Origin of the sequence: Flavobacterium sp. RHBU_3 (assembly GCF_046613565.1) — a bacterium.
Classification (GTDB): domain Bacteria; phylum Bacteroidota; class Bacteroidia; order Flavobacteriales; family Flavobacteriaceae; genus Flavobacterium.
This window is the reverse complement of sequence record NZ_JBKJHC010000011.1, coordinates 122961-135566: the sequence shown is the minus strand read 5'-3', so window position 1 is coordinate 135566 and position 12606 is coordinate 122961. Positions and strand designations below refer to the sequence as shown.

The window sequence follows — 12606 nt, the reverse complement described above, 5'->3', positions numbered from 1 at the left end:
ACCTAAAATTGTTACACCCGTAACATTTAAGAAATATTTAGTTTTCAGCATTTGGCTTAAAAAATTTTTATCTACCTTAGAAACCGGAAAAAAACTTGAAATTAAGTAGCATAAAACTTAATTTTAGCATGATTATCTCAATCAAGACCAAGAGCTTCTTACATCCCATAAAGATGCTCTTATTATTAATATCGTTGCTGTGCCTGCCGCTGTTAGCCAAAGCACAAAACATTAACCTGCAGGTAAGCGTTACAAATGAAACCTGTGCAGGAAACGGCATGCTTAGTTTTAGTATTACAGGAGGCAACACATCGGCTCCTGTTAATTATATCGTATATAAACTCCCTAATACCACTACCCCAATTGCAAACAGCACGCAAGCTTACCTGGAAGGCCAGCAGGCAGGCCTCTATAAAGTAGTAGCCACACAGGTAGTAAATGGCGTAACCTATACCGACACCGAAGACGAAGTAGAAATACTAAGCAATATTACTCCGCTGCAATTTGAAATTATGGGAGTCAATGCCGTATGTGGCCCAGACGGTACTTTAACCGTAACCGTGACCGAAGGAAACCCGGTTAGCTACGAAATTATTTCAGGACCGGTAACGGCTCCGGCACAGTCAAGCAATGTTTTTAATAATGTCCCGGCAGGATTTTATAATATAAAAGTAACCGACGCCTGTGGTTCGGCACCGGTAGTGGCATATACACTATTTTCGGATTCTACCACACTTTACGTAAGCCCGGCCGCTTTCCCGGATGGCATTTTACCCGACTGCGATCACATTACAGTGCAAAACGTAATAAGCCACGAACCGAACAAAGGGTTCCTGTTTCCTATCTCAGCTACTTTTACAGTATATCCACCCGATGGCAGCGCGCCTATTATCTACACCCAGCCAAGCGTTAACAGTCTCGACCCTGATGCGATACCTGTAAACCAGGTTATCCCTTTTTATTATGATACTCCATACTATTATGACCTGGTAATTACAGACCCGTGCGGGGTAGAATATCATGTACCCAATAACCTTGTTAACCAAAGGCTTGACCCTACATTTATATTTACGGTAGCTATGTGCCAAAAAACGATAACTACTTCGTTAGCTAAATATGTTGCACCGTATACACTTACATTTACACAATCTCCTCCCGGATTTGATCCGGCTGCCCTAAACTCAGCGTATCCAGGCCCGTTTACAGAGCAGGTACTTTCCTTTGGCGATAGTGACAACGGTGTTCCGCTGGGCGTATATGAAATAACGGTTACTGATGCCTGCGGGCACACCGAAAGCTTTTCAAGCGAGCTGGAACCCGATCCGGAGCCTATTGCTATTTCACAGTCTTCAAACAACGACTGCCAAACGAATCTGGGTAAAATAGAAGTCTTCACACCTCCTAAAATTATCCAAACAATTATAATGACAGGCGCTCCTACTGCTTACACAGATAACAACACCCTACCGCAGGATGTATCGCAGTACGTAAACGGGCAAGACGGTTTTGTTATGGAAGGCGTTCCACCCGGGCAGTATACCTTTATAGTAACAGATGAATGCGGTGTAGAATACCCACCAGTAGTAATAAATGTACCCGAATATGGAGGCACAACACTTAGCTGGCTGCAACGACCGGACTGCGAACCCGGACTGGGCACCCTCATGCTTTCGCAAAGCCTTAGCTCTGTTGTTATAACCGCCGCCCCCACAGGTTACCCCCACACACTGCCTCACGATGTATCGGCAGGAATAGACGCACCCGGAAACCTTTATCTTGACGGGCTCTTGCCGGGCAACTATACCGTGGTTATGAACAGCCCCTGCGCCCCACCCGACACAGTTAAAAACATAAACTTGATAGGCAATGAGGTTACACAAAACGACTTTGTATACACACCACATTGCGGTTCGTTTGACCTGGGAGTTACCCACACCACCACCACAACGGCGTCTTTAAAATTCTGGCTGCAACGCGAGTACAGCCCCGGAGTTTGGGGGCATCCGGACGGAAGTGCAATATACGATGAAACAACAGGCATACCTAATAACACAACTGCCTACTCTCTACAAAACAACGCTGTAAATTACAGTCTTGTATATCCTACCGGGAACTACAGGGTACTAAAATCCTTCAGGTCGTTCAGCAGCACTAAAGAAGGCGGACAAAAGGAATGTATGGATGAAATTTACAACTTCTCTTTTTACACAGACCTGCATGTACTTGCCGCACAAAACCTAACCTGCGACACAGCAATGGCAGACGTACAAATTAATGTAGAAGGAGTACAACCGTTTGAATTTTCAATAATTAAAATAGACGATACCGACGTAAATATTTCTAATGGCAACAGTAACATTTTTACAGGGCTTACACCGGCTACATATACAGTAAAGGTGAGCGACCCTTGTTTACATGACGAAACATTTACGTTTAACATAGCAAACCTTCCATCACTCGTTACGGCAGGTACAGCCCCTACACTTAGCACCTGCGATACTGACGGTGACGGAATGGAAACATTTGACCTTTCTGCACAAACCCCATATATACTGGGCAGCCAGGACGCAAGTGCTATTACAGTTACTTACCACTCATCATTATATGATGCTGTGCAGGACATAAATCCGCTGCCACAAAGCTACACCACGGGTACCACAATAGTATATGCGCGTGCCGAATACAACAGCAACCCTAATCAATGCTATGAAACCAGTAGTTTTACTATACTGGTACGTATATCGCACACGTTAGGGCTACCCGATGTTCTAAGAGGATGCGAAGGTCAGCCAAATGAAATAAGTGTTGATGGCAGTTTTGTAAGCTATTTATGGTCTACAGGAGAAACCACGCCATCTATATACCCGGAACATGCCGGCACTTATAGTGTAACAGCCATAGACAGTAATGGCTGTGTAAGTACCGACGAGGTAATTGTAACCACAACTTCTGCCCCGGTTATAGCCCAGATAGATACCGCAGACTGGACAGACCACAACAACACCGTGGTGGTATATCTGGAAAACTCATCAGCATCAGAAGAAGATGTTGAATACTCTGTAGACGGTGTTAACTGGCAAACCGAAAACTATTTTACAGGCTTAACACCCGGAAAATACTTTGTATACGTTCGCGACAGCCATGGATGTGGCTATGCTCCGGCGGAAAGTGTTTTCCTGCTTATGTACCCTAAGTTTTTCACCCCTAACGGAGACGGCTCTAATGAAACATGGAGAATACGTTTTGCATCAGTAGCCGAACCTGATTTAATGGTGTTCATTTATGACCGCTACGGCAAACTGATTACCGGTTTTGACACCCACAGCCAGGGATGGGACGGCATGTATAACAATGCCGCGCTACCCAGTACAGACTACTGGTTTGTGGTAAAACGCCAAAATGGTAAAGAATACAAAGGACATTTTTCATTAATTAGGTAACTTTGCCCCAAATTAGCGCACTATGAAAGACCTTTTTGGGCAGGCAATACTGGACTACCAAACCGGCAACAGCCCGGAGGATATTATTACCGAAACCTCTATTACCGAAGCAGACACTATGGAAACAGCCTACCTGTTTCGAGAACATAAAGACATGCCGGGGATAGAAAAAAAGGCTTTATCATTAGCAAAAGGGCGCGTACTCGATGCGGGTTGCGGTGCCGGAAGCCACAGCCTGTACCTTCAGGATGAAAAACAACTGGATGTAACAGCCCTGGATATTTCACCAAAAGCAATAGAGGCATGCACATTAAGAGGCATTAAAAATACTGTTTGCAGTAATATCCTGGATTATAATGAAGGTAACTTTGATACTATAATTATGCTGATGAATGGCATAGGGATTACAGGAAAACTGGCAAACCTAAGCCTCTACCTAAAAAAACTGAAGTCTCTTTTAAATAAAGACGGGCAAATATTACTGGATTCATCCGACATAATTTATATGTTTGACGAAGATGAAGACGGCGGCCACTGGATTCCTGCCGGAGGATATTATGGAGAACTCACCTTTACAGTACGCTATAAAGGAAAACAGGAACAACCCTTTGACTGGCTGTACGTGGATTACAACACACTGCAAAATGCCGCCTTTGCCAACGGGCTGCAATGCGAACTGGTAATGGAAGGCGAACATTATGATTACCTGGCGAAACTAACACTCTTATAAAAACACAAAAGACCCTTTTTAAGGGTCTTTTGTGTTTTTATAGACAGCAGTAATTACTGCATGTACTTCATTAAAATCTCTTGCATTTGCATACCCAGTTCCTGAGAGTCGGCAATGCTACTTTCGGCAAGCTTTATTGCTTTTTCGGCCATTTTCTTTCCTATTGGCGATTCATAGAACTTAATGATTTGTTTTACCTCGTCATGAGTAAACTCAGTAAGATAAAATTTCTCCTGTTTTTCTATAACCGGTTTAAGTACTTCATCAAAATCTTTATTAAAAGCCTCTTTTTTATCGGCAGGCACCATTGAAGCTACTTGCTTCCTGGCCATTTCCATTTGGTTATTGGCACCCGAAAGCTGCAACAGTTTTTTCACGTCAGCTTTAAATGCAGCATCCTGAGCCACAGCAAAATTAGCTACAAGTAAAAATGCGAAGGCTAATAGAATTTTCTTCATCTTTTTTTGATTGTTTAGAGTTTGTATAAAATTACGGAATATTCAGGTATTTATGCGTTTGAAGCGATACACGCCACTTAGGGTTTTCCATAACGTAATCTACAATAAGCGGTGTCATTTCTTCCTTTTTGCTCCACTCAGGCTGTAAAAACAATATAGCATTACCGTTTACCTTAGCAGCCTGCTCTTCGGCAAAAATAAAGTCGTGCTTATTATGTATAATCACTTTAAGCTCATGAGCGTGGTCATAAACTTCGGCTGTAGGTAGTTTTGTCTTTTTAGGTGAAAGACAAATCCAGTCCCACTCTCCGCTAAGCGTATAAGCACCGGAAGTTTCTATATGCACGCGCATACCTTCAGCTTTAAGCGCTTGGGTTATAGGCCCCATATCCCATGTAAGCGGTTCGCCACCCGTTATAACTATGGTTTTAGCATATTTAGCCGCGTTTTGCACTATATCGTGTACAGCAGTGGGTGGATGAAGATCGGCGTTCCAGCTTTCTTTTACATCACACCAGTGGCAGCCCACATCACAACCACCTACCCTTATAAAATAAGCGGCAGTCCCGGTATGGAAACCTTCACCCTGTATGGTATAAAATTCCTCCATAAGAGGCAGCATCTCCCCTTTTTCAACCGCAACCTGTATATCTTTCTTCAGCATTGTATTATAAATAGTTTGCAAAGATATGCAATAAAACAACGCTAAGTACCAAAAACAAAGAAGGCCCTGAAACCAAGACCTTCTCATATAATTTGAAATAAAATTACTTCAATTTTGCAAGCTCACCTTTTACATAAGCATCGTTAGGATCTATAGCAAGAGCTTTTGTAAAATACTCTTTGGCTTTAGCTTTGTCAGCCACAGCATAGTATGCACCGGCATTAGAGTAAGCCTCAAGCAGGAACTTGTTGTACTTGGCGGCATCAGCAGTAGCGGTTACTATCCTGATGTACTCGTCATACGACTTAGCCATTTCTGCATACGACTCATTTGTTTGCAGGTTTTGGTTTAGCCTTGCTTTGTACAGGTAAGCATCCTGAGCACCGCTTGAAGCAGCAATAACTTTGTCAAGGGCTGCAATACCTTTTTTAAGGTTTTCAGCATTTTGCTTTTTAGCATCAGCTGTTTTACTTACGTGATCAAAGTATATAGAATACGCCAGGAAGAAATTGTCCATAAGGGCATTTTTATCTTCCGGTGTAGCAGCAGCCGTTTCATACACAGCAGCAGCAGCGCTGTATAGTTTTTGGTCGAAAAGTTTTTTACCCACATCGCTAAACTCGTTAGTAATGTTAGGGTCTTTTGCAGCAGCAGCTTTAAGATCGGCAATAGCCTCATCAAAAGTAGCCTGGTCTTTTACTACAGATTTACCCCTTTCGTCAGCACCTATGCTTACAGCAAGTTTAGCAAGGCCAGAGTACATATAGTCCCTTGCAATAACACGCTTAGGCTCTACATTAGTAAGGAACTGCTTAATAGCTGTAATACTTTCGGCATAATTACCGTTTTCATACGCTGCATAAGCAAGGTAACGGTAAATACGTTTGTTTACGTTATCCATTTGCTGCATAGCCTTAGCTTCGGTTTCAAGCGCTTTGTAATCGCCTGTAAGAAGCAGGAAGTCGGCATACCTCATACGAGAGTTAAGCGAGTAATCAGTAAGGCCCATATACTTTTTGTAGTACTCAAGCGCCTTAGTATTGTATTCTTTTTTCTTTTTGTAATCTGTGTTACCCCACTTGTAGTAAGTTTCGGCAAGCTCACGATAAACCGGGCCATAGTTAGGGTTTTTAGCTACAATACCTTCAAAGAACTTAACAGCTTCAGGGAAAGCAGCACCCGTATTCTTAGTAATTACACCCAGCTGAAGCTGCGCCCTAAGTAGAGATGGGTCAAGTTCAGATGCAGTACGATAGTTTTTGTAAGCATTGTTCTGGTCCCTGTCCCTGTAGTAAGCCTCACCAAGGTTAAGGAAAATCTGTGCATTTTTAGGATCTTTTGCAGCAGCCCTGTTTAGCACTTCAATAGCTTTCTTGTAATCCGGTTTTTCAGAATAGATGTAAGCACGGCCTATATACACAAGCTGCTCAGTATCTTTCTTCTTAAGATCTTTTTCTACGGCAGCAAACTTAGTCTGGGCTCCTGCTGTATTACCATTATCAAGGTCTATCTGGCCAAGGCCAATTTCATTATAAGCTCCGTTATTTTTTACAGCCTTACCTTTGTTAAAGAAAATAGCTGCTGAATCCTGCTCAGACTGGATTAAATACACATCACCCAAAAGGAAATAGTTCTTACCTTCTTCAGGATTTGAAGCTATAAGAGATTTAAGATTAGTCTTAGCCTTCTGGTATTGCTCGGCATCAATAGCTTTTTTGGCTTCTGTAGCATCCTGTGCATTGGCTACACCAAAAAGCAATAATGACAAACCGAGGAATTTGAATTCTTTCATATTAGTCATTTTAGTTTCTTCTTTTTTATAAAGAGGTTATTTGTTTACAATTTCAATTTCGCGGAACGGTATCTTTTCCGGGAGTAAACCCGATTTTAAAACGATACGCTGTCCGTCAGGGTTTGTAATATAATTTGCAAAACCCATGCCTAATCCTTCGCGCCCCTGGTAATTTAACACGTAAAGTGTACGGGTAAGCGGATACAAACCCGCGCCAATATTGCTTTGAGAGGGTTTGTAATAATTTTTTTCAGGCACACCGTTTTTAACATTATTTACTGCCAAAACCTGCACCTGGCTAATAAGCGGCTCCAGTTCGTCTGAGGGTTGTACGAGCCAGTTTACACCTATCACCCCAATACTACCGGGGTTGTTTTTTACAAATGTAAGGACTTCAGCAGTATTTTTAAGGGTATAAACCTTTTTTTCGGGAACATTAGTTACACCTGCCTTATCAAAAAGGTAGCGTGTAGTACTGGAAGCGGCATTATCAAAAATTAGCTGCTTAACCGATGGCACATCTTCCCCTTTAAGCACCTTATAAATGTCCTGAAGGTTTAGAATAGTATCTTTCAGCGACTTTGAAGCTACAAAGGCAATACCGTCTTTAGCAAAAGCTACAGTGCGGGCTTTAATGCCTTTTTGCTTAAAGTTACCCTCTTCACCCGGAGTTAACTTGCGTGTTAATACTGCTACAGTGGCCGAATTATTTAGCAGCGCACGTACAATATCTGCTTCATTACGGTTTACCTGGGTAAGTTTTGCCTTAGGATAATTGCTCTGAAACACAGCAGCCACGTCTTCTACAATAGGCTGTATGGTATTATCTACCTGTATGCTAAGGTTACCCGAAGTCATGGTTTCCGCTACAGTTTCCTGCTGAGCTTCGTTTTGTTTGCACGAAACAAATACCAGTGCCGATACTGCTAATGCTATTGATCCAAAAAGAATAATCTTTTTCATTTTTTAGGTATTTCTTGAACTGTTAGAGATAAACGTTTAAAAAAGCTTTTTCATATATCAGAATAGTCTTCTTTGTATTTCTGTATGGCCCTAACAAGCCTTAAAATACCGTAAATAACCACAATGATACCTAATCCTAACCTTCCGTTATAGGTAAGCCACATAGACATCCTGTCGGTAAAGATAAGAAGATAGCCCATGGCTATATAAATTATAAATGAGAGTGCGCCTAAAACAAACAGAAATCGCTGTATGGGCGATTTCTGAGTGTTATAGCGGCGTTGCCTGTATGAAGCCATCGCGCTGTATTTTAAATTACGATTTAATGTTAATGGTAATAGGCAGGTTATACTGCGCCCTTACAGGCTTACCATTCTGAATACCCGGAGACCATTTGGTTTTAAGAGACTTAAGCACACGCTCAGCTTCTTTACCAAGGCCGTAACCCGGATCCCTAAGTACTTTAATCGCAGTAAGTGTACCATCTTTTTCTACTACAAACGATACGTATATCCTTGCAGTCATATCCTGGTCTACTTCAGGAACTTTAAAGTTCTTGTTTACATAGTTGTAGAACGCCTGTATACCACCTGGGAATTCCGGCTGAACAGCTAGACCCGCAGAGTTATATACTGTGTTATCTACTTCCGGAACTTCAACACCCCTATCAAGGTCACCCGAAGGCTTACCGATGTTGATGTCTCCTGTAGGGCTAGCCTCAGCGTTACGAGAACTTGGGTCAGCTTCTTTAAATTGATCAAGCTTCGGTGGATCATCCGGCACTTCTTCTTCTTTTGCAGCTTCAAGAGGCTTAAATTTCACCTCTTCTACAATAGATTTTGGTGCCTGGTACACCTCAATAGGAGGTGGTGGCGGAGGAAGCACCTCTACAGGTGGCTCAACAATCTCCTTAACCTCTACCTCTTTTACAATTTCTTCTTCTTTTTCATTACTAGCCAAACCTTCCCTAATCTCGCTTATGATTATAGGGGCAGCAATAGCAGTTGCAAAGAATATAGAACCTGCAATAAGTGCTATAGTAGTTACCTTAGGATTTTCTTGTCGTAGTGCATAAGCACCGTACTTTTTGTTACGGCCCTCAAACACCATGTCAATCCATCCGTTGCCGAATATATTAAGTTTAGACATAATTTTTGTTTTTAGTTATTAGGCCGGATTACAATAATCCTGATTTTGTTAATAGGTCTATTTCAGCAGGAGTAATATCTCCTATGGCATATAGCTGTATTCCTGCTTTCATGTTTATTGCCATTTCATCAAGGATGTCTACCAGGTTTTTATAGCTGGCCACATCACTCGCCTTAATGTTTACTATAAGTCCTTCATCAGGGGTCTTAGCGTATTTTTTTGCCACAGCAATATTACTTAAAATATCTTTCCTGATACCGTTTTTACCAAACTTAGCCTCAGTAGGAGGAAGTATAGGGGTTTCAAATTTACCCATATACCATAGTATCCTGCTATCCTTACCTATAAGAATGGTCATCATCCTTTTCTCAGGGATTTTCATGATATCCTCAGGTTTTGGCTTTTCTACGTTATCCTTATCAGGCATTACAAGTGGCATACTCTGCGGTTTAGACAGCGTAGTGGTAAGCATGAAGAAGGTAATCAATAGGAACGCAAGGTCCACCATCGCAGTAAGGTCAACCCCAGGGTTGCTTTTCTTACTTCTTACTTTCTTGCCGTCGCCGCCGCCGCCGCCGGTATTTAATTCAGCCATTTCTCTTAAATGTTTTAAATGGAATTAAAAATCTTTGTTACGTAATCCTGTTACAAGGAAGAACTTGTTCTTCTTTTGTTTCTGCAGGATGTCAATCACACGTTTTACGGTTGGGTAGCTCTCTTTAGCATCAGCTTTAATAGCAATAGCTAAATCACCTTTTTGTCCAAACTCTTTTGCATCGATTTCTCCTGCATCATATTTGGCTCCATACACCTCCCTATTAGCTTCACGAGCCTGCTTAACCCAAACGCTAAGTTGGTCGTCAAGACTATCCTTGTAAGGAATACCTTCCTGTACACCTTCTTTAGTCCTGTCTGCCATAGGCAGTGCAAGCCAGCCCTGAATTTTATTAAGCGGCATACCAAAACCATCCGTACGTACAAAGGCTTCAACTTCCTTATCAGTAATCTTCATACCCTTTTCCTGCGCTACACGCTTAAAGGTAGCCTCCCTTAAGTCGCGCGGAATAGTGAAGTATACTTCATCATCACCTACGGTAATAACACCAACACCATCTTCAGGAAGCTTATCCTGTACAGTAGAAGCAGGAGCATCTACTGCTTTTGGCTCAGGCTGTTTTGCCGTAGCCGTCATTACGAAGAATGACAGCAGTAGGAACGCCACGTCGCACATCGCGGTCATGTCTATCCTGGTGCTTTTTCTTGATATTTTTACTTTAGACATTAATTATGTTTTTAGCTACGGGCTACCCCTAAAGGTAATGAAAATGCCCGGTTTAATGAAATACTTTAACTCTTAGATGATTATGCGTTGTTAGCACGAGCCCTAAACCTTCTGTAGGTTTGAGTGATTGTGAAACCGGCCTCATCAATAGAGTAAGTAAGTTTATCGATCTTAGTTGTAAAGATGTTGTAAGCAATGATCGATATAGTAGAAGTACCGATACCTGTAGCAGTGTTAATAAGTGCTTCAGAGATACCTACTGCAAGCTGAGCTGAGTCTGGAGTAGAACCTGCACCCATCGCAGAGAACGCCTTAATCATACCCGATACTGTACCAAGAAGACCCATTAGAGTACCGATAGATACAAGAGTAGAAAGGATTACAAGGTTTTTCTCAAGCATTGGCATTTCAAGTGAAGTAGCCTCTTCAATTTCCTGCTGAATAGCAGCTTCTGCCCTTTCGCTGTCAAAACCTTCACGTTTTACTTCTTCATATTTAAGAAGACCTGCTTTAACTACGTTAGCCACAGTACCTTGTTGCTTATCACACTCAGCCATAGCTTCAGTAATGTTACCAGCTTTGATCTGAGCCTGTACTTTAGCTACGAAAGCCTGTACGTTACCTTTACCAGCAGCTTTAGAAATTACGATAAACCTTTCAATAGAGAATACAAGGGCGTTAAGAAGAAGTCCAAGAAGAACCGCTACGATAGGACCACCTTTGTAAACTGTACCAAGGAATCCTTTAGGGTGACCTTCTGTAGTTCCTCCTTCAAAGTTAGAAGGGTTACCCATAACAAAATACCATATTAGGGCACCTATAGCGACACAAGCAAAAATTGCCAGTCCCGAGAAAATATTAGACCCATTTGAACTCCCTTTTGTTTCAACCTTTTGAACAGATGCGTTTGCCATTTTTTTAAAAATTTAGTTTTCTGATTTTTTAATAATAGTTCTTATTTGTTAAATATTATTTTGCATAAGATTGGCAAATTTATACGATTAGGTGGTAAAAAAAAACAAATTAATTTTTTTTATCCATTCTTAACAATAATTTATTCTCAATTACCCCTGTTTCCATTGCTTCAAGAGCTATCTTTTTCTTATGCAAATTCCAATTTTAGCAAAATAAAACCATTATCTGTTAATGAATTATTCGATTTAATTTAAATTGCATATAAATAACATAAATCGTACTGATTTATTGTATCACTATGACGTTTTAGTGAAATTTATCTTACCTAATCATTTTATAGTAAGAAAACACCTCCTAAACTATCTTAAAATAAAGTTTTTTCTTACAAATTAAAAACAATAACGTTGTAGGAAACAAAAAAAATCACCTTCACCCCTATTCATAAAAGAAGCCGGTTATTGTACCGGCTCATAATCTTTAACTTCCCACCCTGCCGAAAGCAGATCTACATAGTGGTAATGCATGGCATCATCCTTATCGAAGGCACCATTTTTATTTATATCTTCCAGCGTACGGAAATACACCCTGTTTTGTGCTTCTATTACATTCCAGTCTACCAGCTCCTGGGTTTCCCCGCTCAGCTTTTTAAAACCGGTACCGTTTATATTACTTATATAAAAAGCCTTAATATCATTACTATCTACTTTACCATCCTGGTTAGTATCACCATCCATAAGCGAATACACTAATATCTGCTTCCTGGTACGCTCTGCCACCGTATTAAGATACGTTACCGTTTGTATCTGCACCTTTTTATCGGTAAGTGGGCGCAGTGCTGTAGAATCGGCATGCTGAAATTTAAGATTGGCAAAATAACCCGTTATTTCATACCTACTGTAATTTGATATGGCATAGCTCACCGCCACCCTGCTGTCTCCGGCATCACGATCGGTTTCATAGATACGCAAATCACCCACCGGGTGTATAAGGTACTTAGTTCCCTCCATAAGCACCGGAAGGTCGGCCACTTTAATCTGAGATGAATCTATTTTCTTTGGCTGGACTGCAGCCGGTTTGTCCCTGTATATTACCTTGGGTTTAGGGTTGTCATTTTTACACCCCGCCAAAGCCAGTATAGCTAAGGCTGCAGTTATAACGGAAACGTTCTTCATAAACATAAGGATATATCCCAAAAATACTAAAAAAAGCCGTA

The 12606-nt window shown here is 41.3% G+C and carries 12 protein-coding genes; 2 read left to right on the top strand and 10 right to left on the bottom strand.

Annotated features, from left to right (window positions below; genetic code table 11):
• Positions 1–128 precede the first annotated feature (128 nt).
• Together ACLI1A_RS15645 and ACLI1A_RS15640 are read left to right on the top strand one after the other, a co-directional pair.
• Positions 129–3440: a T9SS type B sorting domain-containing protein gene (locus tag ACLI1A_RS15645; RefSeq protein WP_411409615.1), complete on the top strand. Its 3312-nt coding sequence runs from the start codon at positions 129–131 to the stop codon at positions 3438–3440.
• A gap of 22 nt (positions 3441–3462) precedes the next feature.
• On the top strand, positions 3463–4170 hold the full coding sequence (locus tag ACLI1A_RS15640; RefSeq protein WP_411409614.1) for a class I SAM-dependent methyltransferase: 708 nt from the start codon (positions 3463–3465) through the stop codon (positions 4168–4170).
• A gap of 53 nt (positions 4171–4223) precedes the next feature.
• Here ACLI1A_RS15640 and ACLI1A_RS15635 read toward each other — a convergent pair whose 3' ends face one another.
• The 10 genes from ACLI1A_RS15635 to ACLI1A_RS15590 all read right to left on the bottom strand — a co-directional run bounded on the left by ACLI1A_RS15635 (position 4224) and on the right by ACLI1A_RS15590 (position 12565).
• On the bottom strand, positions 4224–4628 hold the full coding sequence (locus ACLI1A_RS15635) for a DUF2059 domain-containing protein (RefSeq protein WP_411409613.1): 405 nt from the start codon (positions 4626–4628) through the stop codon (positions 4224–4226).
• Between the two features lie 31 nt (positions 4629–4659).
• Positions 4660–5292, bottom strand: coding sequence for a 7-carboxy-7-deazaguanine synthase QueE (locus ACLI1A_RS15630; protein ID WP_411409612.1), 633 nt, complete (start codon positions 5290–5292; stop codon positions 4660–4662).
• 103 nt (positions 5293–5395) lie between these two features.
• Positions 5396–7084 (bottom strand): tetratricopeptide repeat protein, encoded by a 1689-nt coding sequence (locus ACLI1A_RS15625; protein ID WP_411409611.1) that lies wholly within the window; start codon positions 7082–7084, stop codon positions 5396–5398.
• Between the two features lie 36 nt (positions 7085–7120).
• Positions 7121–8047, bottom strand: coding sequence for a PstS family phosphate ABC transporter substrate-binding protein (locus tag ACLI1A_RS15620; protein WP_411409610.1), 927 nt, complete (start codon positions 8045–8047; stop codon positions 7121–7123).
• Positions 8048–8097: 50 nt separating this feature from the next.
• Entirely contained in the window at positions 8098–8346 is a 249-nt protein-coding gene (locus tag ACLI1A_RS15615; RefSeq protein WP_411409609.1) for a hypothetical protein, read from the bottom strand.
• A gap of 16 nt (positions 8347–8362) precedes the next feature.
• Positions 8363–9196, bottom strand: coding sequence for an energy transducer TonB (locus tag ACLI1A_RS15610; RefSeq protein WP_411409608.1), 834 nt, complete (start codon positions 9194–9196; stop codon positions 8363–8365).
• A 28-nt stretch (positions 9197–9224) separates the two neighbouring features.
• Complete coding sequence (locus tag ACLI1A_RS15605) at positions 9225–9791, bottom strand: ExbD/TolR family protein (RefSeq protein WP_411409607.1); 567 nt, start codon at positions 9789–9791, stop codon at positions 9225–9227.
• Positions 9792–9815: 24 nt separating this feature from the next.
• Positions 9816–10478 carry an ExbD/TolR family protein gene (locus ACLI1A_RS15600; RefSeq protein WP_411409606.1) on the bottom strand — a complete coding sequence of 221 codons (663 nt, stop codon included), beginning with the start codon at positions 10476–10478 and terminating at the stop codon, positions 9816–9818.
• A gap of 80 nt (positions 10479–10558) precedes the next feature.
• A complete protein-coding gene (locus ACLI1A_RS15595) occupies positions 10559–11392 on the bottom strand; it encodes a MotA/TolQ/ExbB proton channel family protein (protein WP_411409605.1) in 834 nt (277 codons plus the stop codon).
• A 456-nt stretch (positions 11393–11848) separates the two neighbouring features.
• Entirely contained in the window at positions 11849–12565 is a 717-nt protein-coding gene (locus ACLI1A_RS15590; RefSeq protein ID WP_411409604.1) for a hypothetical protein, read from the bottom strand.
• Between the last annotated feature and the right edge of the window lie 41 nt (positions 12566–12606).

Bases quoted from the DNA above. Each gene is read 5' to 3' on its own strand.
- ACLI1A_RS15645 (WP_411409615.1), top strand. From the start codon at position 129: ATGATTATCTCAATCAAGACCAAGAGCTTCTTACATCCCATAAAGATG.
- ACLI1A_RS15590 (WP_411409604.1), bottom strand. From the start codon at position 12,565: ATGAAGAACGTTTCCGTTATAACTGCAGCCTTAGCTATACTGGCTTTG.
- ACLI1A_RS15615 (WP_411409609.1), bottom strand. From the start codon at position 8,346: ATGGCTTCATACAGGCAACGCCGCTATAACACTCAGAAATCGCCCATA.
- ACLI1A_RS15600 (WP_411409606.1), bottom strand. From the start codon at position 10,478: ATGTCTAAAGTAAAAATATCAAGAAAAAGCACCAGGATAGACATGACC.
- ACLI1A_RS15605 (WP_411409607.1), bottom strand. From the start codon at position 9,791: ATGGCTGAATTAAATACCGGCGGCGGCGGCGGCGACGGCAAGAAAGTA.
- ACLI1A_RS15635 (WP_411409613.1), bottom strand. From the start codon at position 4,628: ATGAAGAAAATTCTATTAGCCTTCGCATTTTTACTTGTAGCTAATTTT.
- ACLI1A_RS15625 (WP_411409611.1), bottom strand. From the start codon at position 7,084: ATGAAAGAATTCAAATTCCTCGGTTTGTCATTATTGCTTTTTGGTGTA.
- ACLI1A_RS15610 (WP_411409608.1), bottom strand. From the start codon at position 9,196: ATGTCTAAACTTAATATATTCGGCAACGGATGGATTGACATGGTGTTT.
- ACLI1A_RS15640 (WP_411409614.1), top strand. From the start codon at position 3,463: ATGAAAGACCTTTTTGGGCAGGCAATACTGGACTACCAAACCGGCAAC.
- ACLI1A_RS15630 (WP_411409612.1), bottom strand. From the start codon at position 5,292: ATGCTGAAGAAAGATATACAGGTTGCGGTTGAAAAAGGGGAGATGCTG.
- ACLI1A_RS15595 (WP_411409605.1), bottom strand. From the start codon at position 11,392: ATGGCAAACGCATCTGTTCAAAAGGTTGAAACAAAAGGGAGTTCAAAT.
- ACLI1A_RS15620 (WP_411409610.1), bottom strand. From the start codon at position 8,047: ATGAAAAAGATTATTCTTTTTGGATCAATAGCATTAGCAGTATCGGCA.